The following is a 26,756-nucleotide window of genomic DNA, read 5'->3' on the forward strand; positions in this document are numbered from 1 at the left end:
GGATGAGATTTGACTTGGCTGAGTGACGCGCGTCAGCTGCGTGGCTCCGCTGGAGCTCGAAGGCATCTGCATCGACCTCCGCCTCAATCTCCCTTCGCGCTCACCGGCAGCGCCCACGGCGGTTGTTTGGGATCCCCAGTGAGCGCGAAGGGTAGGGGAGCGCATTAAAAAGAGGACCGAGAAAACTCGGTCCTCCTCCTCTACGCCGTGTCGCAGTCGATGCGATTAAGAGCGCTTGGTGCCCTTTCGGCTCCACGACTGCTCAATGACAGCCTCGCCCTCCGTGCTGACCTCGATGGCAGAGCACCCGCCCTCGAAGTAGACGCGAGAGCTCATGGCCACCAAGCCGCCATCCACAAACACCTCAACGCTAGCGCCGTCCTGGATGACGGTGAGCGTGTCCGAATCGCCCTCAGCCAGCTGGGTCACCGCAGGAGCAGAGTCCTTGAAGTAGTGATCAAAGGCCTTCGACATGGAGCGATCCAGGCTGATCTCGGAGCCGGTGTGGCGGATGACCGCGGCGGCATCACCGTTACCGTCCTTCAGCGTGACGGTCACGGCGGAGCCTTCCGGAACCTCCAAAACACCAGTCCAGGATTGGGCATAATCGGAGAGCTTCACCGCATCCGGCAGACCCTCCGCCGGGGTCTGGTACAGCACACCGCCCTGCAGCGTGACCGCACGGGGCAGCGACAGGCTATTGGCCCAGCCCTCCGCCTCCCAGGATGGGTGCTTGGTGGCGTCGTCACCGCGACCGTTGCCGTTGAGCAGACCGAGGATGACCGCACGGTCGTAGCGGCGCTCTTGCGGAATCGTTCCGGTCGTGGTGTTGGTGTTGCGCGGGCGGGAGAAATCGTGGCCAAAGTCCACGCGCTGGAAACCCTTCGCCACGGTGAACACCGTGCCATCAAGGCGGCCCACGATATAGCCGGAAACATCGCGGCCCTCGCGCTCTAAGGTCACGAAGAGCACATCGTAGATTTCCCTATCGACCTCGTCGCGCAGGCGCACCAAGCGCGGCGAGACCACCGGCGGGATGGGGGAGGTAGCCGGAACCTCGCCCTCCTCAAAACCGGGGTCGCCGTCGAAGCTCAACGGCCCGAGGAGCGTCCAGGATTCGCCATCGGGGCTATCCAGGATCACCGGCACCGGCGCGTCCGAGTGCCCGGTCAGCGCAAGCATGAGCCAGCCATCGTGGCCTTCCTCGCGGTCCTCCTTAGCCCAATCTGGGACCACAGAGGGAGAGCGGAAGCGGTCGTGATTGGTGCTGGCACCGACAGCTTCGCCGAAGCGGACGACATCCGGGTCGAGCGCCGTAGGGTCATCGGAGACGACGCACTCATCGGCGTAGTCGGTGTAGCGCGCTAGGCGCACGCTCGTACCCACCGAGGTCACCGAGGTGAAATATAGGTTGAGGGCCTCCTTGCCCTCCGCGACGGAGCCAGCACGCAGCGACAGCTCTCCGCCCACGGGGGCGAGGACATCGTCGCAGTCGAGCCACTCAAAAGCTGTTTCTTCCGACGTGGAATGGCCCCAGCGTGCGGGCTGGTCAGCCGCGGGCCGGTACTGGTGGAACAGGTGCCACGTGTTACCGTCGCGGACGATTCCCGCGGGGGCTTCGAGGATCCCGGTGTCGGGAACGAAATGTAGTTCTGGGCGATGAGGCGGTTCGTTAAGAGTCACGGCAGTCCTTCCTACATCAACGAACGGTAAATGTCCACGGTCTGCTGCGCGATGGTAGCCCACGAGAAAGCATCAATGGCGCGCTGGCGACCGGCGCTGCCAAAGCGCTGCGTCAGTTCCTTGTCCGCTGCCACTCGATTCACGGCGGCGGCGAGATCAGCCTCAAAGGTGGCTTCATCAGCGGCATCGTAATTGACCAAAACGCCGGTCTCACCATCCACGACGACCTCTGGGATGCCACCCACATTGGAGGCTACGACCGCGGTGCCGCAAGCCATGGCTTCGAGGTTAACAATGCCCAGCGGCTCATAGATCGACGGGCAGACGAACACATCGGCACCGGAATAGACTTGCTTAATCTCCTCGCGGGACAGCATGTCCTTAACCCAGAACACACCATCGCGCTTGGAGCGCAGCTCCTCCACAAGGGCTTCGGTCTCCGCCGCAATTTCCGGCGTATCCGGCGCGCCCGCACACAGCACGAGCTGGATATCCTCGTCAAAGCTCTGGACCGCCTTGAGCAGGTGCTTCACGCCCTTCTGTCGGGTAATCCGGCCCACGAAGGCAACGATCGGACGCTGCTTGTCGGCGCCCAACTTATCCAGCACCGCCGACTCACCCGGCTGCCAGACCTGCGTATCGATGCCGTTGAGGACCACGTGGACCTTATCGGCGTCGATACGGGGGTAGGCATCCAAGATGGAATCTTTCATGCCGGCAGATACGGCGATGACGGCGTCGGCGTATTCCATCGCGTTCTTCTCCGACCAAGAGGAGACCTCATAACCACCGCCCAGCTGCTCGCGCTTCCACGGGCGGTGCGGCTCGAGGGAGTGCGCGGTAACCACGTGGGGGATGCCGTACAACTGGCTGGCGAGGTGCCCACCAAGGCCCGTGTACCAGGTGTGAGAGTGAGCCACATCGATATCGGAGGCGGCGTTGGCCATGCGCAGACCCGTAGACAATGTCTGCAGCGCGGCGTTCGCATCCTTTAATGCGGGGTCAACGCCATGGACAAAAACGTCTTTCTCGTCGCGCTCAGACCCCATGCAGTGGACGGAGACATCGATGATCTCGCGCATGAAACGGGTGAGCTCTGCAACATGGACGCCAGCTCCGCCGTAAATCTCCGGCGGATACTCCTTAGAAAAAATTCCGGCTCTCATACTCGCCAGAATACGGACATTCCGCAGCGCGCGCTAAACCTTCCTATCGCGCGCCACGAGCGCGGCGCGCAGCGGCGTTGGGACGCAAACACGAAGGAAGCATGCAAGCGGGGTGTGGGAGGTTAAAGGGGGTAAAATCACGCAAACTTCTACTGCACGATGCGGAAAATGTCTATAAGTTGGGTGGTGTGAGAAGCCTTCCTAATGTCCTTGCCATTGTCCTTGCCGGCGGCGAGGGAAAGCGCCTCTTTCCGCTGACGGAAGACCGCGCTAAGCCCGCCGTTCCTTTCGGTGGTTCCTACCGCCTGATCGACTTCGTGCTGTCCAACCTCGTTAACGCCGGATACCTCAAGATTGCGGTGCTGACCCAGTACAAGTCCCACTCCTTGGACCGCCACATTTCCCAGGCATGGAACCTGTCTGGGCCGACCCCGCAGTACATCGCTTCCGTGCCAGCCCAGCAGCGCCGCGGTAAGCGTTGGTACAACGGTTCGGCCGATGCCATCTTGCAGTCGCTGAACCTGATTTATGACGAGAAGCCGGATTACGTGATCGTCTTCGGCGCCGACCACGTCTACCGCATGGACCCGGCCCAGATGGTGGAGGAGCACATCGCGACTGGTCTGGACTGTTCAGTGGCAGGCATCCGCGTCCCGCGCTCGGAGGCTTCTGCCTTTGGCTGCATCCAGGCGGATGGGATGGGCACGATTACGGAGTTCGTCGAGAAGCCTGCGAATCCCCCGGCCACCCCGGATGATCCGAACATGACCTACGCCTCCATGGGCAACTACGTCTTCACCACGCAGGCGCTTATCGACGCTTTGCTGGAAGACGAAAAGAATGAGGACTCCGCGCATGACATGGGCGGCAACATCATTCCTTATTTCGTGAAGCGTGAGCAGGCACACGTCTACGACTTCATGGCCAATGAGGTGCCCGGTTCTACGGAGCGTGACCATGGCTATTGGCGCGATGTCGGTACCATCGACTCCTTCTATGAGGCACACATGGACATGATTTCGGTGCACCCCATTTTCAACCTGTACAACCGCTCGTGGCCTATTCACTCCACAGATGACTCGAACTTCCCGCCGGCGAAGTTCGTGCAGAACGGTATCGCCCAGTCCTCGATGGTGGCTCCGGGCTGCATTGTCTCCGGCGGTACGGTGCGTAACTCTGTGCTCTCTTCGGACGTGCACGTGGCCGATGGCGCGACGGTGGAAGGCTCCGTCATCCTGCCGGGCGTGCGCATTGGACGCGGCGCGGTGGTCCGCCACGCCATCCTGGACAAGAACGTGGTGGTCAGCGATGGTGCGATCATCGGCGTGGACCGCGAGCGCGATGAGGAGCGCTTCAAGGTTTCCGAAGGTGGCGTGGTCGTCGTGGGGAAGAACGTAAAGGTCTAAGCCGCGAGACAGCACAGTAGTTTAAGCGGGCGTGCGGGTGGATTGAAGACCACTCCACGCCCGCTTTTCGTGGCTTTGATGGCGCCGACGAGTTCCGGGCTGCTTCAGGAGCCTGCGTAACAACACTCCCAGCAACAGCACACTCTGCAACAACACGCGCGGCACAACCACACCCTGCAACATCACGCGCGGCACAACCACACCCTGCACCAACACACCCGTGCAACACCACAATCCTGCACCAACACACCCTTCGCGCTCACCGAAAGTGCGCGGCCCGCCTCGTGAAGCCCCATGGTGAGCGCGAAGGGCGGGGGTGGGAACGGAGAAGGAGTAAAAGTGGGCGCAAAGAAGGACACCGGCGCCACAGGGCGGGGTTTAGCTCGGAGACGTATCAGTGGCTAAACCAACGGTGTCCTAAATGACGAAAGTCTCCGAGCCGATCGAAAAACAGGCGATGGTTTTGGCAGATCGGGCAGTTTCAGAAGGCGGCTACAGCTTGGTAATGAGCGTCAGGCCCGCGCCGTAGGGCAGGCGCGTCACGGCCGCGCCCTCGAGGGAGCGGGCAACCTCGTCGGCCTCGCGGGCAGCGGCGGTGTCGCGGTCGGTGCGGGAGGGGTCGGCCACGGTGCCGTCGAGAAGCGCATTGGCCAGCACCAAAGTGCCGTGCTGGTGCAGCAGCGGCCAGGCGGCCTTGAGCAGTGCAGGCATATCGAGCGCTGGGACCTCGGCGTAGATCACCTGGTAGGTGTCATTAGCCAGACGGCCCATGATGTCGAGGGGGCGCGAGGGTAAGAAACGGCCGCGGCTGGGGGAGTAGCCGGCCTCGCGGAAGGTTCGCTTGGCGCTGGCCTGGTGCTCTGCCTCCGGATCGATGCAGGTGAGGATTCCGTTCTCCGGCATGCCGGCAAGCAGATAGAGGCCCACGACGGATGCTGCGGGAGTAATCGCCACCGCCTGTGGGCGCGAGGTGGTGCCGGATGAAACCGCCGCGAGCGTGGTGAGCAACTGGCCGGTTGCCTCATCCGGTGCTGGCAGGCCATACTCCTCCGCGTGGGCGCGGGCGCCGGCGAGAACCTCGGAGACCTCGCTGGTGGATTCGATGTAGGTTCGCATTGCGTCATAAGCCGTAGTAGTCACAAAAGAAAACCATAGTGAAATCACCGAGGTTGCGTGTTGAGAATCGCCCGTAACTCGCTGGCCCGTGTGACGCAAGAAGCGCATGTAAGCGTTGTGACGGATTCACAGGCTGCTCACAGGGCCGTGGCTGGAGTTTCGACGCGCACTATAGAAAGATATTCGGCATGACCACACAGCAGCGCGAGTTTGAGCACGCTCACCGTTCCACCGATTCCTCCGCCACTGGCAGCCATGATGCCAGCGCTGAAACTGAGAAGTTGACCGGAACCGCTGCGTTCGACGCCGGCCAAGCCGATATGCCTTCCTGGGGCGAACTCGTGGCTGAGCACGCCGATGATGTCTACCGCTTGGCTTACCGCCTTTCCGGCAACCAGCACGATGCCGAAGACCTCACCCAAGAGACCTTCATGCGCGTCTTCCGCTCCTTGGATAAGTACCAAGCGGGGACCTTTGGGGGCTGGCTGCACCGCATCACCACCAACCTCTTCTTGGATATGGTCCGCCACCGCTCCAAGATCCGCATGGAGGCCCTGCCGGAGGATTATGAACGCGTCCCCGGCACTGACATGACCCCGGAGCAGGCCTATTCGGTAGCTAACCTGGATCCGGCGCTGCAGTCCGCACTGGATAACCTCGCACCGGATTTCCGCGTGGCCGTGGTTCTCTGTGATGTCGTGGGCATGAGCTACGACGAAATCGCTGAAACCCTCGGCGTCAAGATGGGCACCGTGCGCTCCCGCATCCACCGCGGCCGCTCCCAGCTGCGTGCCGCTCTGGAGAAGGAAGCCGAGAGCAACGCAGACACCCGCAGCCTGCTGCGTACGCGCTAGACTAGGCAGCGTTTAAGTCTGAGACCGCGAGAATTCTGCCGCCTAGGCGGAAGAGAACGCACTGAGGTGAGGTGACGTTGAGGTGAAAGCAGAAGGACATAGCAGCGACGGCCAGTCCCTGAGTCTGTCCGGGTTCTTCACCGAGGCCCAAGCCAAAGTCCGCGATAAGGCGAAGGCCCGCGCCCAGCGGGCAGATACTATCGGCCATTTGGGGCCCGAGGCGGTCGTCGCTTTCGTCGACGGCGAGATGCCAGCCAAATATGCCCACCGCGTACGCATCCACCTTGTGCACTGCCCGGAATGCCGGGCAGAAATCCACCACCAGCGCAACGCCGCCGAGTGGGTTCGCGAATGCAGCGTGGAATCCCACGTTAAGGCGCCGGACTCGCTCATGGCAAAGCTCGCTGGCATCGCCCATCAGGGCGTAGGGCCCGGGCCGGATGCGGAAGCGCCTGCGCACCAGCCACGTCAGGATTTCCTGGACAAGGTGGAGATGGTTGTGCGCGCCATCCGGCACAACCAGCGGGGCTAACAAGAGACCGAAGCCTTCCGCGCGCCCGTCGCCCTGTCATCACTAGCGAAGTAGTTAAGATAGTTTCGTGTTTTCCTCAATTGGTTGGGTAGAGATCATTGTCATCGTGCTGCTGGGGCTGGTGATCATCGGCCCTGAGCGCTTGCCCGGCGTGATCATGGACGTCCGCGCGGCTATCTACGCGGCGCGCAAGGCCATTGCGAACGCCAAGGCGGAGCTCAACGGTGAGATGAGCGGTCTCGGCGCGGAGTTCGACGACCTCCGCGTGCCCCTGAGCCAGGCGGCGGAGTGGACGCGCATGGGGCCGCGCGGGGTTATCACCAAGGCGCTTTTCGACGGCGACGATTCCGCCTGGGACGACTTCAACCCGAAGAAGATGGCAGAGGACATCAAGAAGAGCACCAGCCCGTATGAGCATGACGCGGAAATAAACAACCAACCCGCGCATAACCAGCAGGGGCCGGCGCAGCCAGCGCCGGAGCAGAACACTGGCCGACCGACCTTCGATTATTCGCAGGTCTATCCGGACCTTGGCGCCCAGCAGCCAGCGGGGGAGAAGGCGGCTAAAACGACACAGCCCCCGCGCGGCGGAAATGCATCCACCGGCGAGGGCAGCTCCTCCTGGGAGGACGTCACCTAAGGGTTATTTAGCCCTTGCGGGTGACACCCAAGCCGAGCTTCTTGCCCACGAGGGAATCGGAGCGCACCGCGATCGAATCCGCCACCTTGTTGATGGCCTGGGTAGCGGGGGAGTCGGGCGCGGAGATGACGATGGGGGTTCCGGCATCGCCAGCCGCGCGCAGGCTCGGATCCAGCGGGATGCTGGCCATCAGGGGAACCTCGTGGCCCAGCAGCACGCTGAGGCGCTCGGCTACTACGCTGCCGCCGCCGGAGCCGAAGATATCCATGGTGGAGCCATCCGGCATGACCATCGCACCCATATTCTCAATCACGCCGGCCACGCGCTGGCGCGTTTGCTGGGAGATGGAACCGGCACGCTCAGCCACCTCGGCCGCGGCTGCCTGCGGGGTGGTCACAATCAGCAGCTCGGCATTTGGGATGAGCTGGGCTACCGACAGGGCCACGTCACCGGTACCCGGCGGCAGGTCCAGCAGGAGCACATCCAAGTCGCCCCAGAAGACGTCCGCGAGGAATTGCTGGAGGGCGCGGTGGAGCATTGGTCCGCGCCAGACCACCGGCGCGTTGCCCTCCACGAATTGGCCGATGGAAATGTGCTTGATGCCGTGGGAGATGGGGGGAAGCAGCATTTCGTCGTCAAGCACTGTGGGGCCCGCCGTGGAACCCAGCAGGCTGGGGACGGAGTGGCCGTAAATATCGGCGTCCACGATGCCCACCTTGAGTCCCTTGTTGACCAAGGCTGCGGCCAGGTTCACCGTGACGGAGGACTTGCCCACGCCGCCCTTGCCGGAGGCCACCGCGAACACGCGGGTGGTGGACTCGGGCTTGGCAAAGGGGATCTCCGGCTCGGCCTGCCCGCCGCGCAGCTTCTGCTTGAGCTCCTTACGTTGCTCGTCGCTCATCGGCGTCATCGAGATGTTGATGTTGCCGACACCGTCGAGTTCCGCCACGGCCGCGCGGGTATTGGACTCGATGGTGCCCTTCATCGGGCAGCCGGCGATGGTGAGATAAAGCTCGATGTCCACGTCCGAACCGTTAACAGTCACGGACTTCACCATGCCGAGTTCGGTAATGGGGCGACCGATTTCTGGGTCATCGACGCGGCTAAGCGCGTCGCGAACGGAAGATTCAGTAATAGCGCTAGTCATAACGCGCATTAGTCTAGTCACGTGCTACCGCGGAGAGCCACACCGCCGTCTGGCCAGCGAGGTGTGTAAGATTCAGCCAGATGCTGCGGCCCAGCGCTGCGGACTGAGGACCCTGAAGAACAGCGACATGTGTGCTGCATGTCCGGTTGAATAGAAAGAATGCGCCTGATTCTGATGCCCCGCCTTATTGCACATTCCCGCACCTTCGCCCGCGTTGTTGGGGTGGCCTTGGTGGGGGTTGCGGGGGCGTCGTTAAGCGCCTGCTCTGGGTATGAACCCAAGCCGGATCCGAACCCAGTGAACTCGGCGCCTATCACCATCATGATTGACCCGACATCCCATGAGCAGCGCGTGCTGGCGGAAATCTACCGCCAGACCCTGCGCGATGAAGGACGTGCAGCCACCGTGTCTCAGAAGCCAATGCTGGTGCGCCAAGGAGGGGAGCACATCAGCGGGGTCAGCACTAATGGCAACTTCTTCGTCGGCTGCACAGGTGAATTCCTAAGCGTCTACAACCCGGAGGAAGCCCGCGCGATTTCCAAGGACTACGTGGCTGCCAAGGAAGAAGGCGCCAAGGACGTGGACTTTTTGGAGCGCACCCATGTCGCGCTCATGGCCTCGCTGCCCCCGGAGGTCTCCGTGGTGGAGCCTGCCGGTGCCGAAGGCTGCCCTAATTCAAAGCCTGAGCTTCCACAGAATTACGTCGTGGTCTACCAAGACGGGCTATTCAACCGCGATGAGAAGCTCGAAGTTGCCTCCTTTACCAAGTTCCTCACCGCGCAGGACCTTGATGAAGTGGTGAAGGAAGTAGACGACTCCGAGGACTTTGAGGAGACCGTGCGCGCCTGGATGGAGGCCAACCTCATGCAGAACCTCAACGAGGAAGGCGACTCCAACTCTTCCGGCGGTTCCGATTTGGTTCACGAGGAATCCTAGGAGATACAAGCTAGGGGGCGCAGTCCTCGGCGCCTGGGGGTGGCGATACGGGACTGTATAAAACGGCGCTGGGCACGCTCTGCTTGGCGACGTCTCGCCGAACCGCCCCACTCCCTACGTACGGAAACCAATCAGTGTCTCGCAGAGTGGGCGGTTTCAGGAAATCTATAGCTCACACATAGTTGTGTACTTATTCTTAAAGATTCCAGGTAAAACCCTATTTTTCTTGCGGTTTTCTGTGTAGCCGGGTACTATCTTTAGCGTTCGCCTGCCTATTTCCTGTCAATTCCTAAATGATTTTGTGAGGAAATGTCTTGAGAAGCCGCCGCGGCTTTCGGGTTTCCGCACTGTGGGGTGGGGCAGGGTACTGCATTTGAAAGGACTTAAGGAATGAATGCACCACGAAGTGGCTCCGCCCGTAGGCGCTCTTCCCGTAAAGGGGTGGCAGCTCTTTCTGCTATCACACTCGCACTGAGCGGCCTCAGCATCACCTCTTACAACACGGTCGTTCCGGAGGCCACCGCCGCCACCCTCAGCGGCGGTATCCGCGACAAGTCCGGCGCGGTGGAGAAGGACGCTCAGAAGGCCTCCGACCTCCCGGCCGGTTCGTGTGTTGTCGAGGGAAGCACTGAGAGTGGCAGCCAGGCTGGTTTCAGCTGGAACACCTCTGAGCCGTCTGCGAGCAGCCCCAACAAGAAAGCCTGGGGCTTGAGTGTCTCCTTTGATAACTCGAAGGACCGCACGTTCGCCGATTGGAGTTTTACCAATTCAGGCCTTATGGGTGCGTACCTCGACACGGCTCAACTTCCCGCTACGGACGCGGGCCAGACCTTTGTTGATAAGGCCGTCACTCACAAGGCCGACGAATTCCTCAAGATTGATGGCTTTAGGCAACAGCGAAACCTGAACCTCAACGCGGAACTGACCGATGCGAAAGTCAAGCAGTTCGCTGAGGCCACTGCTGCTAACCCGGTGCGTTATGCTTGGCAGGGAAAATATAAGGCTGACCGTACCACCTCCCCGTTTGCCACCCAGGGAGACAGTGCAGCCTTTAGGGCCGTCGTGAACCCGTGGCCGAGCGAGAATATCGAATGTAACCCGATCACGGTTTCGTGGGAGAACTTCGAAAAGCACGTCATCGTCCCCGGTGAGGAAACCAAGGTCGGTAAGATCAACGTTCCTGCAGTTGCGAACGGCGGAGCGGACGATTCGATGTCCCGCATGGTCGTGGAAGCCTACGACGGCAACGGTGCGTTCATCGGCACCACGGACCCAGCAGAATCCGGCGGTACGCAAAACCTGCGTATCGACGAAACGACCGGCGAGATCTTCTTCACCTGGCCCGAGTACCGCGGTACCGACCTGGCAACTGACAAGAACGTAAACTTCTCCGTTCTGGCGAAGCCGCGTAGCGTGGACGAGCTCAAGGCTGCAGCTAAGGGCAACAATGAGTTTATCGAGCATGATGGAGCTTTCGACAGCTCCAACTCGCTGACGCGCTACAACAAGGCGAACGTCATCGACTCCAAGGCGTTCTCCTTGGACGACACCGAGTACCACTCCCCGAAGTACGACAAGACTGACGCTTCGATCATCTCCGGCGTCGATAGTGCTACCGGTCCGATTGCTACCGAGCCGCAGAAGGTCACCTTCACCCAGACCCCGGACCTGATCAAAGACCTAGCGAAGAAGAAGGGTGATAGCGGCTTCGAGGCCAAGGTTGAGCTGGATGAGAAGTACGTCTACGACGGCTGGACCGTCGAGATGGACGAGGACTACAACGTCACCGTCACCGCTCCGGAAAACCCGAAGCCGGGTAGCTTTGCGCGTCCGAAGATCACCGTCGAGTACTCCAACGGCTCCACCGATGAGCTTGAACTGCTCGTGGTTGTTGACCCGAACAACACCCAGGTCACTGACTTGGTGCGCCCTGGTCTGTCTAAGGGCAAGCTGAATGAGGACATCACCGCTCAGGTGGGTACCAAGTCCATCATGAAGGGCCATAAGCCGGTCCACCCGGCCAAGTTCGAGATCGACGAGTCTACTGTGCCGGATGGCTGGACCGTCACCGTCGATGACACCGGCAAGGTCACCGCGAAAGCAGACGACTCTGTTGCACCGGGAACCGTCATCACCCCGAAGGTGAAGGCAACCTACCCGGACCAGACCACGGATGAGATCGAGGTCCAGTTCCAGGCGATCGTGGACATCAAGATCCCGACCTACGACACAGTGACTGGTCAGCCGAACGCGAGCGTCAGCCTCACTCCCGAAATCCCGGAGCGCGGTCTGAGCGGCAACACGACCGATGAACCCCCGACGCGCTACACCTTCGAGGATGGCACCAACCAGACCACCCTTACTAGCAAGGATGGCAAGACGTGGACCGTCTACGTTGACGAGAAGACTGGTGAGATTACGACCACGATCCCGAAGGGTGCGCAGGAAGGCGACATCCTGAACGTTCCGGTCAAGGCTCACTACAGCGATGAAGGCAAGCAGAAGCCGCAGACGGTTGTCGGCACTGTCGTCGTTATCAAGGGCGACATCAAGGCGAACTACAACGTCCAGGTCACCGCTCCGGGGCAGGAAGTCAAGCACCAGGTAGAGGACACTCCTGACGGATCCACGTTCTCCTTCGGAAATAAGAATGGCAAGCCGGTTCTTTCTCAGGAAGTCAACGGCTGGAAGTACACCATTGACCCGAAGACCGGTGAAGTTTCTTCCACCCCGCCGGCAGATGCCAAGCCGGGTGACAAGAACACCGTCACGGTAACCGTTAACGCCCCAGGTGGTCTGACGACTCAGGCACCGGTTACCACCGTGGTCAAGCTGACCAACGCCTGGGAGTCTGAGCCGGTTGTTCCGTCCCAGACGGTCTACCCGGGTGGCACGGCGACCTCGCCGATTGGCGTCGAGAAGCCTGCAGAGATCAACCTTGATGCGGACAAGCCGTTCATGATCAACCCGAAGGGCCTCGAAGCCACCGGTGAGAACAACGAATTCGGCAACCCCACCTACAAGGTGAAGACGGCTAACGGCGACTGGATCGTCGGCCTGGATGACAAGGGCAACGTAATCTCCACCGCGCCGGAGACCGCGAAGCCGGGCGACAAGATCGACGTTCCGGTCATCGTGACCTACGAGGACGGCTCTAAGGACAACACCACCGCAACGGTCAACGTCATCGACGTTCCGAAGCGGGAGGTTCCGTTCAAGGTCGAGTACAAGTACGACGACACCATCCCTGCCGGTACCTACAAGGTTGAGACTACGGGTGTGCCTGGCGAAGAGAAGATGAACCAGGACGGCACCTGGGATCAAACCAAGGCACCGGTCAACGAGGTCGTCGTCGTCGGCACCAAGCCTGCCGAGAGCGCCAAGGAAGTCACGTGGACGGTTCCGATTCCTTACCCGACCGAGGTTCGCGAGAACCCGGACCTGAAGCCTGGTGAAACCCGGGTTGTTCAGGAAGGTGAGAACGGTGAGAAGACCTTCACCGCTAAGTTCACCGCTTCGGGCGATCAGGCTGAGGTCGTCGAGGAAGAGACCACCAAGGAGCCTGTCAAGCGGATCGTCGAGTACGGCCCTGGCATTGCTCCGAGCGAGCTGGTGACCAAGACTGAGAAGCCGATTCCGTTCGACACCAAGGTGATCTTCGACGACTCCCTCGAAGCCGGCAAGCAGGTTGTTGACCAAAAGGGTGAGGTTGGTACCGAAGTTGAGACCTCGACTCAGAAGCTCGTGGACGGAAAGCCTTCGGGCGACCCGGTCGTGACATCTGAGCGCACGAAGGAGCCGACCGAGCAGATCATCCGCGTTGGCACCAAGACCACCGGCACCAACACTGAGACCGTTAAGTCTGAGGTTCCGTTCGGTGTGAAGATCGAATTCGATCCGAACCTGCCTGCCGGTAAGTCTGAGGTTGTGACCGAGGGTGTTCCTGGTGAGAAGACGGTGACGATCACGCGCGAGATCGTCAACTCGAAGCCTGGCGACCCTCAGATCACCGAGGAGATTACCAAGCAGCCTGTTGATCAGGTCATCAAGGTTGGTACCAAGCCGTCTGAGGCTTCCTCGAAGGTCACCTGGACTGCTCAGGTTCCGTTCGAGGTTATTACCCGTCCGAACCCGGAGCTGAAGCCGGGTGAGATCAAGGTCGTCCAGAAGGGCGTGCCTGGCGAGAAGACCTACACCGCTGACTTCACTGCCAAGGGTGACCAGGCAACGGTCACCCCGGAGGAGAAGCAGACCAAGGCTCCTGTTAACGAGATCATCGAGTATGGTCCGGCACCCGAGGACACCTCTGTGGTGACCAAGGTAGAGAAGCCGGTTCCGTTCGAGACTGAGATCGTCTTCGACAACTCTCTCAAGGAGGGCGAACAGAAGGTTGACCAGCAGGGTGAACTTGGCACCGAGGTTGTGACCTCGACTCAGAAGATCGTCAACGGCAAGCCGGACGGCGATCCTACTGTGACGACTGAGCGCACCAAGGAGCCGGTCAAGCAGATCATCCGCGTGGGCACTAAGTCGGAAGGCACTCACACCAGTGAGTATGTCAAGGATGTGCCATTCGAAACCTCGGTCATCTTCGATGACACGATGGAAGCGGGTAAGCAGGAGACTGTCCAAGAAGGCAAGCTCGGTAAGGACAAGGTCACCACGACGCTGACCATCGAGAACTCGAAGGTCGTAGATTCCAAGACCGAAACCGAGCGTGTGACCGAGCCGGTCAATAAGATCATCAAGGTCGGTACTAAGGGCAAGCCTGCCTCCACGCAGATCGAGTGGAATGAGAAGACTCCATTCGAGACCGAGATCCGTGTCAACCCTGACCTGCAACCTGGAGAGACTAAGGTTGTCCAGGAGGGCAAGCAGGGCGAGATCAAGCACACCGTCAAGGTCAACGCCGAGAACGGTGAGATCACCAAGGAACACTCCTCCGATAAGATCAGCGACCCAGTCAAACAGATCATCGAGGTTGGTCCGGCCAAGAACCAGACCGAACTTACCGATAAGCACACCGAAAAGACCCCGTTCGACACCATCATCGAGTACGACCCGAACCTCGAGGTAGGCAAGGTTGTTGAGGACCAGGCTGGTGCCTTCGGTGAGAAGGAGATCACCAAGACCTGGAAGCTCGAAAACGGCAAGCCAGTCGGTGACCCGGAAACCTCTGAAGAGGTCATCAAGGACCCGCAGCCGCGCAAGCTACGCGTAGGCACCAAGTGCAAGTGCGAGAGCCCGAGCGAGGAACCGAGCGAAGAGCCGAGCGTGCCGAGTGAGGAACCGAGCGAAGAGCCGAGCGTGCCGAGTGAGGAACCGAGCGAAGAGCCGAGCGTGCCGAGTGAGGAACCGAGCGAAGAGCCGAGCGTGCCGAGTGAGGAACCGAGCGAAGAGCCGAGCGTGCCGAGTGAGGAACCGAGCGAAGAGCCGAGCGTGCCGAGTGAGGAACCGAGCGAAGAGCCGAGCGTGCCGAGTGAGGAACCGAGCGAAGAGCCGAGCGTGCCGAGTGAGGAACCGAGCGAAGAGCCGAGCGAAGAGCCGAGCGTGCCGAGCGAAGAGCCGAGCGAAGAGCCGACCACGCCGACCAGTCCAACGGAACCGGACGAGCCGGGTGAGCCGGGCAAGCCAGGTGAGCCGAACGAGCCTCGTATTCCTGAGCTCGGTGGCCTGTGGCCGCTGCTCATTCCGCTGGTACTCGTACCGCCGGTCTTGAGCCATTTCTTCAAGCCGCCGCATGATCCTGCACTGCCGCAGAAGCCTTTCGAGCCGCTGAAGCCGCTGGATCCGAAGGCCCCAGGCGAGGCTCCGCAGCAACCGCAGCCGGAACAGCCGCAGCCGCAGGCACCAGGTGAGGCAGCACAGCCGAGTGCTGTGGAGTCCAACAACAATGCTCAGCCGAGCCAGAGCGACAACACCACTCGCTCTACTGGCACGACCTCGAGCACCAAGGACTCCAAGAAGAGTTCCTCTTCTAGAGCCCTGGCGAATACCGGTGCAAATATCCTGTGGCTTCTTGCCGCAGCATGGGCACTGATTGCTGGAGCAGTACTGCTTCTGCGTCCTGGTCGCCGCAAAGAGTCCTAGTCCGCTAGGAAGCTTCAGGGCCGGGCTGGCCCTGAAGACACGGTTTACTAAGCCGTGAATGAAACGCCCGAGCATAAGCTCGGGCGTTTCTCTTTTGCCTAGTTCATTGCGGAGGTTCGATTTCGTTGTTGAGAGCCAATGCGGTGTATTAGGGCAGAGCCCAGACTGTGCGGCAGGGAAACGGCGGATACCGTCTTGATTGACCCGGTGACGTCGTTCGTTCACCTCGGCACTGGGGCTTAACTAGCGGCGCGCGTCGTTATGTGTGACTGCAATCGCGGTCTTCGTTGCTTCACCTGTGGCATCCCGTCCCGGTGTTCGTCGTCAAAGAAGCCACCAGTGGTGCCGGCATCTCATGCAAGCCTCCCTTCGCGCTCACTGGGGTGCGTCGGGAGGCTGATTGAGGTTCCACCGTGAGTGCGAAGGGGAGGGGCGCGGTCATGGTCGCGGGGGACTGGTTGGTCGATATGACACTGGAAACTGTGGCATTGCACTTACGCGCGAGATCGTTGCGGTGCCCGCCCGCGGCGGTTCGGCTGGCTTGTAGACCTCATCCCTGGTCGTCTTTCTAGCGAAATAAAAGGCCCCGGCCACCACGCTCGTAGTGAGTTCGTGGTGGCCGGGGCCTTGCTAGCGTCGCTGTGCTGTGTGCCAGCGCCTGGGGCTTAAGCGCCTTTAGACGTCGAAGGCTTCCTCCAGCAGGTTCTTCTGCTCAATCTGGTGAACCTTCGCGTTACCGGTAGCAGTCGAGGACTGCGAGCGGCGGGAGACGCGGACCATCTCCGGCATATCCGGGATGAGGTCGCGCAGGTGCTCGTTGTAGAACGGCCACGGGCCCTGGTTGGCCGGCTCGTCCTGTACGAAGCGAATCTGCGTTGCGTTCGGGTAGGCCTCGAAAGCCTCACGCAGGCGGTTGAACGGAATCGGGTGGAGCATCTCCACGCGCACGATGGCGATGTCGTCGCGGCCATCGGCTTCCTTCTTCTTGGCCAGCTCCCAGTAGAGCTTGCCGGAGACCAGCATGATGGTCTTGACTTTGTCGGTATCGCCGACCTTCTTGCCGTTGATGTCAACGTAGTTCGGGTCGTTGATGACGGACTGGAACTTCTTGACCTCAGTGAAGTCCTCCACAGAAGAGGTCGCGGCCTTGTTACGCAGCATGGACTTCGGCGTGAAGACGACCAGCGGGCGCTTCATCTCACCGAGTGCCTGGCGGCGCAGCAGGTGGAAGTGGTTAGCCGGGGTAGACGGCTGGGCCACGGTCATGGAGCCCTCAGCACACAGCTGCAGGAAGCGCTCAATGCGGGCGGAGGAGTGGTCCGGGCCCTGACCCTCGTAGCCGTGCGGCAGCAGAAGGATCAGGCTGGAGAGCTGGCCCCACTTGGCCTCACCGGAGGAGACGTACTCATCGATGATGGTCTGCGCACCGTTGGCGAAGTCACCGAACTGTGCCTCCCAAGCCACGACAGCATCCGGGTTACCCACGGTGTAGCCGTACTCGTAGCCCATGCCAGCGAACTCGGTCAGCGCGGAGTTGTAGACCATGAACTTGCCGCCATTGCCCTTGGACTCAGCCAGGCGGGCAACCGGGTTGTACTCGTTGCCCGTGCGCGGGTCGAAGGCCACAGCGTGGCGCTGGGTGAAGGTACCGCGGCGGGAATCCTCACCGGCCAGACGCACGACCTTGCCGGCGTTAGCCAGGGAGCCGAAGGCGATGAGCTCGCCCCAGCCCCAGTCGATGCCGCCCTCACGAGCAGACTTCTCGCGGTCCTTAGCCACCTTGGCCACGCGCTTGTGGTACTCGAAGCCCTCCGGAGGGGTGCCGTAGGCGTCACCAATCTCGGCGATTTCCTCGGCAGTGATGGAGGTGTCCAGACCACGGGTCAGCTCCTGGGAGGAGGTGATACCGGTCTGTTCCTTCGGACCAGCCTCTTCGGCCTTCTTGTGGTCGGCGAAGACGGACTCCATCTGGTCGTGGAAGTCGCGTGCAGCTGCCTCAGCCTCTTCATCGGAGAGGTCACCACGGCCGATGAGCTCCTCGGTGTAGCGCTCACGAACGGACTTGTGGTCATCGATGATGTCGTACAGCAGCGGCTGGGTCATGGACGGGTCATCGGCTTCGTTGTGGCCGCGCAGGCGGTAGCACACGAGGTCAATGAAGACGTCCTTGCCAAAGCGACGGCGGTACTCGGTAGCGAGCTTGCCCACCCAGACAACAGCCTCCGGGTTGTCGCCGTTGACGTGGAAGACCGGGCAGTCGAAGCCCTTAGCCAGGTCGGTGGCGTAGTGCGTGGAGCGGCCGGAGTCCGGGGTGGTGGTGAAGCCCACCTGGTTGTTGACCACAACGTGGACGGTGCCGCCGGTGGTGTAGCCGCGCAGCTGGGACAGGTTGATGGTCTCCTGGACCACGCCCAGGCCGGTGAAGGAAGCATCGCCGTGGAGCATGATCGGCACCACGGTGTGTGCGCCGGCGCCCTTGTCCAGGATGTCCTGCTTGGCGCGTGCGATACCTTCCATGACCGGGTCAACAGCCTCGAGGTGAGACGGGTTAGCGGCCAAGGTGACCTTGATTTCGCCGTCACCGAACATCTGCAGGTGCTCGCCCTCAGCGCCCAGGTGGTACTTCACGTCACCGGAGCCGCCCATCTGGCCGCCCTTGTAGTTGCCATCGAACTCGCCGAAGATATCCGCCAACGGCTTGCCCACGATGTTGAAGAGCACGTTGAGGCGGCCGCGGTGCGGCATGCCGATGACGACCTCGTCGAGGTCCTGGCCGGCAGCGGTGTCCACGATGGAATCCAGCAGGGCGATGAGGGACTCAGCACCCTCCAGGGAGAAGCGCTTCTGGCCCACGTACTTGGTCTGCAGGAAGTTCTCGAATGCCTCAGCGGCGTTGACCTTCTGCAGGATGTACTTCTGCTCGGAGTTGGTCGGCTTCGGCATTCCGGCCTCAATCTGCTCCTGCAGCCAGCCGCGCTCATCGCGGTCCAGGATGTGGGCGTACTCGGAGCCAACCTTGAGGGTGTAGGCGGCGCGCAGGCGGCTGACCACCTCACGCAGCGTCATGGTCTCCTTGCCGCCGAAACCGCCGACGTTGAAAGTGCGGTCCAGGTCCCAGATGGTCAGGCCGTGGGTAGCCAGGTCCAAGTCGCGGTGGTCCGGCCAGGGCAGACCCGGCTGCTTCCAACCCAGCGGGTTGATGTCCGCGAGCAGGTGGCCACGGGAGCGGTAGGCCTCGATGTACTGCATGACGCGCGTGTTCTTGTCGACGCCCGTGTTGGGGACGTCGGCAGCCCAGCGGAAGGGCTGGTAGGGAACGCCCATCGATTCGAAGAGCTCGTCCCAGAAGGCATCGTCCAGAATCAGCTGGCCCACGGTGCGCAGGAACTCACCAGACTCCGCGCCCTGAATGACGCGGTGGTCGTAGGTGGAGGTCAGGGTAACCAGGCGGCCGACGCCGAGGTCCGCCAAGCGGTCGGCAGAGGTACCGGCGAATTCTGCCGGGTAGTCCATGGAGCCCACACCGATGATGGAGCCGGAGCCCTTGGTCAGACGGGCGATGGAGTGGCGGGTGCCGATGCCGCCCGGGTTGGTCAGGTTGATGGTGACTCCGGAGAAGTCATCCATCGTCAGTTTGTTCTTGCGGGAGCGGTCAACGATGTCCTGGTAGGCGTCGATGAACTCGGAGAAGGTCTTGTTCTCTGCTTCCTTGATGGCGGCCACGACGAGGGCGCGGGAGCCATCCTTCTGCGGAAGGTCGATGGCCAGGCCCAGGTTGACGTGCTCAGGCTGAACCACGGTGGGCTTGCCGTCCTGGATCTCGTAGCGCACGTTCATATCCGGGTGGATCTGCACGGCCTTCACCAGCGCGTAGCCCAAGATGTGGGTGAAGGAAATCTTGCCGCCGCGGGTGCGCTTGAGGTGATCGTTGATCATCGCGCGGTTTTCCCACATGAGCTTGACCGGGATGTCACGCACGGTGGTAGCGGTGGGGATCTCTAGGGACTCGTCCATGTTCTTGGCAATGGCCTTAAACATGCCCTTGAGTACGCGGGAGCCCGGCTCCGGAGCGTCCTTGATGCGGTCCAGCGGGGATTCCTGCTTCTTCTCCGTCTTCTTCGCGTCCTTCTTGGATGCGGCGGAAGCCTTGGAATCGCTCGGTGCCTTAGCACCTGGAACAGTGGAAGACTTCTCCTCAGCCTGGGTCTTCTTCTGGGTGGGGGTGCTGGACTGAGCGTCCGCAGCCTTGGATTGTGCGGCCGACTTTGGTGCCCCGTTGGCTTCAAAGTACTCGCGCCACTCCTTGTCTACGGAGTTCGGGTCCTTTGAGTACTGCTGAAACTGTTCGTCAATCAGCCACGCATTCGGGCCATAGATGCTCGAGTTGCTCACGGCAGATGCTCGCCTCTTTCTGTGCTTCTAAGTTTGTCTTTGTTCGACTCTAGTAGGCCAATCCACGGGTGCGAAAGGCACCCCGAAAAGTGTCTCCCCTTATGATACGGCCCTTGTAAGTTTGCTCACTACCCTGGGCGGGTTTCGCCCCTTTTATTCCCCCTGCAGGGGGGAGAGCTGGGTGCCCGCATGGTTGATGACTTGGCGTCCCAATTTACGGTTGGCGGTCGTTCCCAGCACCGCGCCTACGCCCATCGGCAATAGTTTGGATACCCATGCCCACTTGAGCTTCTTGGTGGCCTGCTTCATAAACAGCTTGGTCAGACGGCCGTTGAGGCCGCTGAGGGTGGGGCCGGAGAATCGCGAAAGAGTAGCAGTGGAGGTGACTCCGGAGAGCGAGGTTGCATCACCCACAAAGGTATCGACCAATGCGCTGCCTTGAGAACCAGTGAGCACCACTAGGACCAGGGCGCGGCGGCGTTCCTTGTCCCGGATGTTGTCACCGCGCAGGTGCGCGGAAGCCAGGATGTACCAAGCAGCCGCCTCGAGGAAGACCAAGGATTCCGCGCCAATAGTGGCTGCACCAGTGACCAAGCCGATGCCGGGGATAGCCGCGGAGGCGCCCGCGGCAGCACCCGTACCGGTGATGATGTTCATGAAGTGCTTGTCGATGAGCTCTTGCAGCTCCGCCGGACTGGCGTCGGGGTTGCGCTTCTTCACGCCCTCGACGTAGTTGATGATGACAGACGACTGAACAGAAACGATCTTGTCGATGGCCCCCAGGAATCCTTTGGTAATGCGGTTGGCTTCATCGACCTCTAAGGTGCCCACGGCCTCTGCGGAGCCGGCTTGATCGACCGATGCTTCCCGGCGACTAACTGCCTTATCTTTGCTGTCCTTGCCAAAGACCTTGTCCAACATTGTCTCACCTAACTTTTAACTAAATCTGATTGTGAATCTGAACTGTATGTTTACCACCGTATCGAAAACGTTTTATTCAGCGCGCCTGCAGGTTAGGGCATTAGTGTATGAGTCATGAGCGAGTTTGAGCCTTCCCCTTCGCGCGAGGTCAGCGCGGCAGCGGCGCGCTTGCTTGCCGAATCCCTGCATGCCCGTGCCTGCGCCGCGCAGGAGGCGGCACGCACCGCGCTTGCCGACGACCTCACGGTGCTCACCACCAGCGGCTGGGTACGCGGCTGCATCGAAGAAGAGTTGCGCACGGACCGTCCGCTGAGCGCTCCGGTCCGCTCTTGGCGCGGCATTCCTTTCGGCGCGGATACGTCTGGCACCAACCGCTTCAGGGAGCCGCGCCCCGCCCCGTCCTGGGAAGGGATCCGGGATTGCCGTGAGTTCGGGCACGTGGCCCCGCAGCCGGTGTATTCCTGGACGGATCGCATCGAGGGCGCGGAGGATTGCTTGACCCTCGATATCGTCCGCCCACACCGCACCGGCCCCTCGGACACCCCGGCGAGCTCCCACGCTGCGGCGTCTTCCGCGGCAGGGGAGAAGCTGCCCGTCGTGGTGTATCTGCATGGCGGCAGTTTTATCGTCGGATCCTCCCACATGCTGATGCTGCGCGGCTTCGAGTTCGCAGCCCAGATGGGCGTGGTCTATGTTTCGGTGAATTTCCGCTTAGGCGCCTTGGGCTACCTTGATGTCCGCAGCTTGGGCGGAGAGGCCTGCGCCAACCCGGCTGTGGCAGATCAGGTCTTAGCGTTGGAGTGGGTGCGCGAGAATATCGCTGCCTTCGGTGGGGACCCGGACAACGTCACGCTCATGGGTGAATCCGCCGGCGGCGCGGCCGTCCTGACACTCATGGCGGTGCCGCGCGCCGAGGGGCTGTTCCACCGCGCGATTGCGCAGTCACCGCCCATAGGCATGATTCATTCGCGGGCGCAGTCGGTGTTTTGGGCCCGCGAGCTGGTTCACAAGATGGCTTTGCCGCGCGATACCACCGCGGATGATCTGCGCCAGGAGGATTTCGCGGACCTGGTGCGCTCCGGACAGTCCATGATGTGGCGCGCGGGCGAGTTGCTGTACCTGAACTCCTGCTACGCGCCGACTGTCGACGGTGACCTCATCCCGCAACATCCTATCGAAGCCTTTGAGGACGGCAACCAACACCCGGTGCCGCTGCTGGTGGGAACTAACTCCGGTGAGGCCAGCTTTGGTAAGTTCCTCTTCCAACGCCAGCGCGCCCGCGAGCGCGCGGCCCTGCGCCTGCTAGCCTCTTTTGATCCGGAGAGCGCACCGGATGTCATCGCGGCATACGGCGGTGCGGTCTCACGCCGCGACTTTGGGGACCTTCTGACCGACGCCCTCTTCTGGGCCCCCACCGTCCGCGTGGCCTCCGAACACGCACGGCGCTATCCGACATGGATGTACCGTTTCGACTTCGCGCCGGCAGCACTGCGCTGGTTGGGGTTGGGGGCGATGCACTCGATGGAGCTCTCCAATATCTTTGGTGACCCAGGAGCGTCGCGCGTCTCCTTCCTGAACACCATCGCCAAGCCTTCCGAAATGGAGAACGTAACCGGGGCCATGCAGACGCAATGGGGCGAATTCATTCGGGGCGGGGCCCCGCGAGAGGACTGGCCGCAATACCGTGCTCCACAGCGCTCGACCATGGTTTTCGATGTGGAGCCGCGCGTGGAGGAGGCGCCGATGGAGGGGCGTCGCCAAGCATGGGAGGCCTACGACATGTTGGAGTGGGGCACTGGGCGCCCGGAGATTCTGAAGGAACTGGGATTCCTGCTCAATGAGGAGAGCTATTGATGGGGATCGCAGGTAAGATGTGTGGGGCCTTGGCAGCAGCCCGGGTGAGACTCCCACATGGACGGATGTTAATCACATGAGCTTTTTTGAAGATATCGCCTCTGCGCTGGACGGGGAGGGCATTGAGTCCCGCGTCAACGACGATGTGATGTTCGTGCCCATCACCTCCGATTTGGAAATCCAGTTTGTGGAAATTGACCCCATCCTGCCGGCGGCCAACGTTTATATTGCCGCAGCCGATGTGGATGAAGACGATGAAGACTTCGAGGCCGTTTTAGTTTCCGTGGCGTTCTCCGTGGAGGATGCCGTCGAGGCTGTGTCGCGTCACATCGCCACCGACCAGGTGGTAACCGTGCTGCGTGACCTGCTGGAGGGCACCGATGAGCGCATTGCCGAGCTGGAGTTTCTTCAGGATGAGTTCAACCCGAACCTCGTCGTAGCGGAGGTGGCCAACGACTCGGAGCTGCGCGTGCTGGTGGAGACCATCGACGGCGTCCCGAGCGCGGTCGTGCGTTTCCTCTCCTTCGACTTTGATGAGGAAGAGCTCGACGAGCTGGAAGACGAAGCGATCAGCAAGCTTTGGGAAGCCGAGGCCTCCGAGGACATGAGCGAGGAAGAGCGCGTCGCCCTGTTCGGCTCCGCGGAAGACGAAGACGGCGGGCTAGCCCCCATCATTGAGGTCCCCGCCGAAGCCCTCGAGCTGGGAACCTACACCGACTTCGACCGCCTCTTTGACGTGTTGAGCCTCGTCTCCGATCAAGCCCTGGATTGGGAAGCTCAGCTGGTGAGCATCGATGACTCCGACTTCGACGAACCGGAGGTCTACGACATCTTCGGCGCCGACGATGAAGACGAGGACGACGTTCTCTTCGACGACGATGATGACGAGGACTACGACGAAGACTCCGAAGACGCCGAAGAAGACAACGAGTCTGACTAATCAGACGATACCGAGCTTCTACGGTAGGGTAAGCGGGTATTATTTCTCGACTCTCGAAGAGGAGCAGCCCCAGCCAATGCCGGATAACAAGGCATCGCACAGCCAGCGTCTGTGTGTTGGATCCGCTCTAGCATGCTTGTGCCTGGCTTGGGCTCTGACGCTGGCCCCGAGCTACGGCCACACAGGCTTTGTCTTCGATTCCGCCTTATCAACCGGTGCATGGTGCCTGAGTTTGCTGGGAGCACTGCTGTTCATCGCTGCGCAATGGCGATCCTTGGGAAACCACGCGCTTGTCAACCCGCTGCTGGCGGTGGCGGCGAACCTACTGTTGTCGTCGCTGATTTTCAACGTCAACATCCCCTTGTACCTCGACATGATGGGCACGGCGTTTATCGCAATCGTCTACGGCCCCGTCTTAGGAATCGGCACGTCAGTTTTAAGTGCGTGCCTGGCCAGCATCAACAACCCGCTGCTCTTGGTCTATCTGCCGACCGCGGTGGTGGTGGCTTACCTGTTTGGTTGGCTAGCGCGCCGCGGAGTGTTCAAGCGGATGGTGGCCATGATGCTCGCCGGAACCGGGGTAGGCGTGGTTGCCGGGCTACTATCCGCTATGTCGACCTTGCTCCTTCCAGCTGAGTACGAGCAGCAAGGGCCCCTCCAACTTCTGGCATTGCTGGAGCTGATCCTGCGCGACGAGCGCCTAGCAGTCCTAGTGCAAACCTTGAGCTCCGACATCATTGATAAGACTTTTACGGTGCTCGTGGTCTGCTTTTCCATTCGCTTGGCGCCGCGGGCGATCCGCCGCCTCTATGATTTCCCGGAGACACGCCCGGCTCTCGGCCGCGTGCTAACGGAGGATCGGTTCTCGCTTTCGCTTGAAGAAGAGCCACCCCGCAACTTTTTCGACCGCCTGCAGCGTTACTTCTAGCAGGCGTACAACGCTCGATACTGAGCCTCACATACTGCGGAAGATGCCGCATTACGCAGCCTGGCTGAAACCCTCGAAGAGGGAGAGCGGTGAATGCACCGGGGTATAAGCGCTATCCACCAGCCACACAAACGTGGCCGCGCTGCTGCTGGAAATCTCATGCACTGCGGAGACGAGCTCCTCTGGGACTAAGGCCCGCACCCATGCTTCCGCCAACGAAGGGGAAACCGGGCGGCCGGTGGGGTCGGTGATGCGCACCGTAATGAGATAGGACGGCACGCGCGTTTCGCCGTAGCCCAGTACGCGAGCCTTGGCGCGCTCACCCACGCGGTGGCGCGAGACAGTAAAGGTCAGTGGTAGTGATTCACCACCCTGTATATCTACTGGTGGCAACATCTTGGATGGTGGCCGCCACTGCGGTGTGGGTCGCGCGAGCGAGCGCGGGTGACGGATGACGCTCTCGATGGAGCGAAGAGTGTCATGGTGGTGGTAGAGGATCTCAGTGGTGAGTTCGCTCGTGCTCACGTCGGCCGGGAAAGGGGACTGAACGGACTGGTGAATGCTGCTGTAGTTCTTCATGGCCCACACATTAGGAGTCGGCACGGACATCACCACACACATATTCGAACGGATGTTCGGTCAAACGTTCAGCCATTTGACGTGATGGGCTACAGTGAGTGGCGATATGAAAAATACTGCAGCACCGCAGGTTAAAATCCCGCGGGAAATCTGGGTCATGGTCGCCGCCGGGTTCATCATTGCCTTAGGCTACGGTCTCATTGCGCCGCTGCTGCCGCAGTTCATCGTCAGCTTCGATGTCTCGATGGCCGCGGCTGGTCTGGTTGTCTCAGTCTTTTCTGCCAGCCGTCTCATCTTTGCCCCCGCTGCGGGCTTTCTCATCGACCGCGTAGGTACGCGCAGGGTGTACGTGACGGGATTGCTGACCGTGGCGGTCACCACCGGCCTCGTGGGCGTGGCGCAGGAGTACTGGCAGATCGTCGCGCTGCGCACAATCGCCGGTATTGGTTCGACGATGTTCACCGTCGCGGCGATGGGGCTCATCGTGCGCCTCGCCCCACCCAGCATCCGCGGGCGCTGTTCGGCCACCTATGCCACGTCCTTCCTCCTCGGTAACGTCATCGGCCCTCTCGTTGGCGCGAGCCTTTCCTTCCTGGGCTTCCGCTGGCCCTTCTTTATCTACGGTGCCGGCGTGGCGATTGCGGCGCTCGTCGTGTGGAGCCTCATGCCGCCTGTGTCCAAGGCTGATGAGAGTCGACGCAGTCTCCCGCCGATGCGCTTGGAGGAAGCCTGGGCGGATACTGCCTTCCGCGCTGTGCTGACGTCGAACTTCGCCCAAGGCTGGATCAACATGGGCGTGCGCGTAGCCGTTCTACCGCTGTTTGCTGCTGCGATTTTTGCCAACGGCGCATCCGCATCGGGTATAGCATTGGCGGTCTTTGCTGCGGGCAACGCCATCGTCTTGCAGTTCTCCGGCTCCTGGTCGGACCGCGTGGGGCGCCGTCCACTCATCGTGGCGGGTCTGGTGGGGTCTGCCTTGTTCGTTGGAACACTGGGCTTGGCGACGAACATCGTTTCCCTGCTCATCCTCTCCGCCCTGTCCGGCGCCGCCTCAGGCCTTATCGCCCCCTCGCAGCAGGCGGCCGTGGCAGACATAGTTGGTTCGCAGCGCTCGGGTGGCCAGGTGCTGTCGACTTTTCAGATGGCAGGCGATTTCGGGCAAATCCTAGGCCCCATCGTCATTGGACTGCTGGCGGATAGGTACGGATTTGAGACAGCTTTTGGCTTCTGCGCGGTTGTCGCCGTGGCTGGCGTTGTGGCGTGGATATTTGGTCGCGACACCCTGGGGGAGAGGAAAGGTATCCTGCGGGGTCTGCGCCGCCGCTACCGTCCGCGGCGTTAATAGGCGTGGCCCTATCTAGCGAGTAGGGCGCACTTTCTTGCTGCACGCGGCCCAGCGAGGGGTCGTGCCGGTTTTGAAGCTGCGCTCCCGAAAACGCGTAAAGCCATAGATGGAAGTTCCAGAACCGTTTTCTGGGCGGCTCCACCTCTTCCGGCTACGCTCGCTCGCGGCTCCCATGACTGTCCTCCACACTTCTGCACAAAGGCATCAGAGACTAATCTTTTCTTAAT

At 61.2% G+C, this 26,756-nt stretch carries 17 protein-coding genes; 10 read left to right on the forward strand and 7 right to left on the reverse strand.

Translation table 11 applies throughout. The features are described 5' to 3' along the window. Nucleotides 1-225: 225 nt before the first annotated feature. Together HWX44_RS00500 and glgA are read right to left on the reverse strand one after the other, a co-directional pair. Nucleotides 226-1,683, reverse strand: coding sequence for a GH32 C-terminal domain-containing protein (locus HWX44_RS00500; protein WP_046648298.1), 1,458 nt, complete (start codon nucleotides 1,681-1,683; stop codon nucleotides 226-228). A gap of 11 nt (nucleotides 1,684-1,694) precedes the next feature. Next, a complete protein-coding gene (gene glgA, locus HWX44_RS00505; RefSeq protein ID WP_175972806.1) occupies nucleotides 1,695-2,849 on the reverse strand; it encodes a glycogen synthase in 1,155 nt (384 codons plus the stop codon). 188 nt (nucleotides 2,850-3,037) lie between these two features. On the opposite strand from glgA, the gene glgC reads away from it, so the two are divergent. Continuing rightward, nucleotides 3,038-4,255, forward strand: a complete 1,218-nt coding sequence (glgC, locus tag HWX44_RS00510; RefSeq protein WP_046648300.1) for a glucose-1-phosphate adenylyltransferase — start codon at nucleotides 3,038-3,040, stop codon at nucleotides 4,253-4,255. A 492-nt stretch (nucleotides 4,256-4,747) separates the two neighbouring features. Here glgC and HWX44_RS00515 read toward each other — a convergent pair whose 3' ends face one another. Next, on the reverse strand, nucleotides 4,748-5,395 hold the full coding sequence (locus tag HWX44_RS00515) for an O-methyltransferase (RefSeq protein ID WP_046648301.1): 648 nt from the start codon (nucleotides 5,393-5,395) through the stop codon (nucleotides 4,748-4,750). 164 nt (nucleotides 5,396-5,559) lie between these two features. On the opposite strand from HWX44_RS00515, the gene sigE reads away from it, so the two are divergent. The 3 genes from sigE (at nucleotide 5,560) to HWX44_RS00530 (ending at nucleotide 7,397) form a co-directional block, all read left to right on the forward strand. Continuing rightward, nucleotides 5,560-6,225 (forward strand): RNA polymerase sigma factor SigE, encoded by a 666-nt coding sequence (sigE, locus tag HWX44_RS00520; protein ID WP_070516829.1) that lies wholly within the window; start codon nucleotides 5,560-5,562, stop codon nucleotides 6,223-6,225. An 82-nt stretch (nucleotides 6,226-6,307) separates the two neighbouring features. After that, nucleotides 6,308-6,757 (forward strand): anti-sigma factor family protein, encoded by a 450-nt coding sequence (locus tag HWX44_RS00525; RefSeq protein WP_046648303.1) that lies wholly within the window; start codon nucleotides 6,308-6,310, stop codon nucleotides 6,755-6,757. 67 nt (nucleotides 6,758-6,824) lie between these two features. Next, nucleotides 6,825-7,397 carry a Sec-independent protein translocase TatB gene (locus tag HWX44_RS00530; RefSeq protein WP_070700806.1) on the forward strand — a complete coding sequence of 191 codons (573 nt, stop codon included), beginning with the start codon at nucleotides 6,825-6,827 and terminating at the stop codon, nucleotides 7,395-7,397. Nucleotides 7,398-7,404: 7 nt separating this feature from the next. On the opposite strand, the gene HWX44_RS00535 is transcribed toward HWX44_RS00530, so the two are convergent. Further along, nucleotides 7,405-8,544, reverse strand: a complete 1,140-nt coding sequence (locus HWX44_RS00535) for an Mrp/NBP35 family ATP-binding protein (protein WP_175972807.1) — start codon at nucleotides 8,542-8,544, stop codon at nucleotides 7,405-7,407. A gap of 159 nt (nucleotides 8,545-8,703) precedes the next feature. Between HWX44_RS00535 and HWX44_RS00540 the strand changes: the two genes are divergently transcribed. After that, complete coding sequence (locus HWX44_RS00540) at nucleotides 8,704-9,480, forward strand: hypothetical protein (RefSeq protein ID WP_175972808.1); 777 nt, start codon at nucleotides 8,704-8,706, stop codon at nucleotides 9,478-9,480. A gap of 441 nt (nucleotides 9,481-9,921) precedes the next feature. Continuing rightward, a complete protein-coding gene (locus tag HWX44_RS00545; RefSeq protein WP_254868071.1) occupies nucleotides 9,922-15,570 on the forward strand; it encodes a G5 domain-containing protein in 5,649 nt (1,882 codons plus the stop codon). Nucleotides 15,571-16,245: 675 nt separating this feature from the next. Here the strand turns inward: HWX44_RS00545 and HWX44_RS00550 are convergent. Next, nucleotides 16,246-19,962, reverse strand: coding sequence for a multifunctional oxoglutarate decarboxylase/oxoglutarate dehydrogenase thiamine pyrophosphate-binding subunit/dihydrolipoyllysine-residue succinyltransferase subunit (locus tag HWX44_RS00550; protein ID WP_175972809.1), 3,717 nt, complete (start codon nucleotides 19,960-19,962; stop codon nucleotides 16,246-16,248). A 153-nt stretch (nucleotides 19,963-20,115) separates the two neighbouring features. Continuing rightward, on the reverse strand, nucleotides 20,116-20,883 hold the full coding sequence (locus HWX44_RS00555; RefSeq protein WP_175972810.1) for a hypothetical protein: 768 nt from the start codon (nucleotides 20,881-20,883) through the stop codon (nucleotides 20,116-20,118). Between the two features lie 114 nt (nucleotides 20,884-20,997). On the opposite strand from HWX44_RS00555, the gene HWX44_RS00560 reads away from it, so the two are divergent. From HWX44_RS00560 to HWX44_RS00570, 3 genes are all read left to right on the forward strand, one after another. Further along, nucleotides 20,998-22,737, forward strand: coding sequence for a carboxylesterase/lipase family protein (locus HWX44_RS00560; RefSeq protein WP_175972811.1), 1,740 nt, complete (start codon nucleotides 20,998-21,000; stop codon nucleotides 22,735-22,737). 76 nt (nucleotides 22,738-22,813) lie between these two features. Further along, nucleotides 22,814-23,677 (forward strand): DNA primase, encoded by an 864-nt coding sequence (locus HWX44_RS00565; protein WP_175972812.1) that lies wholly within the window; start codon nucleotides 22,814-22,816, stop codon nucleotides 23,675-23,677. A 76-nt stretch (nucleotides 23,678-23,753) separates the two neighbouring features. Continuing rightward, nucleotides 23,754-24,605: an ECF transporter S component gene (locus HWX44_RS00570; RefSeq protein ID WP_175972813.1), complete on the forward strand. Its 852-nt coding sequence runs from the start codon at nucleotides 23,754-23,756 to the stop codon at nucleotides 24,603-24,605. A gap of 51 nt (nucleotides 24,606-24,656) precedes the next feature. Here HWX44_RS00570 and HWX44_RS00575 read toward each other — a convergent pair whose 3' ends face one another. Continuing rightward, nucleotides 24,657-25,184 (reverse strand): hypothetical protein, encoded by a 528-nt coding sequence (locus HWX44_RS00575; protein ID WP_254868072.1) that lies wholly within the window; start codon nucleotides 25,182-25,184, stop codon nucleotides 24,657-24,659. 106 nt (nucleotides 25,185-25,290) lie between these two features. Here HWX44_RS00575 and HWX44_RS00580 point away from each other — a divergent pair, with 106 nt between their 5' ends. Continuing rightward, a complete protein-coding gene (locus HWX44_RS00580; RefSeq protein WP_175972814.1) occupies nucleotides 25,291-26,526 on the forward strand; it encodes an MFS transporter in 1,236 nt (411 codons plus the stop codon). Nucleotides 26,527-26,756: the final 230 nt, after the last annotated feature.

Origin of the sequence: Corynebacterium sp. Marseille-Q2823, from assembly GCF_903645345.1 — a bacterium.
Taxonomy (GTDB): Bacteria; Actinomycetota; Actinomycetes; order Mycobacteriales; family Mycobacteriaceae; genus Corynebacterium; species Corynebacterium hiratae.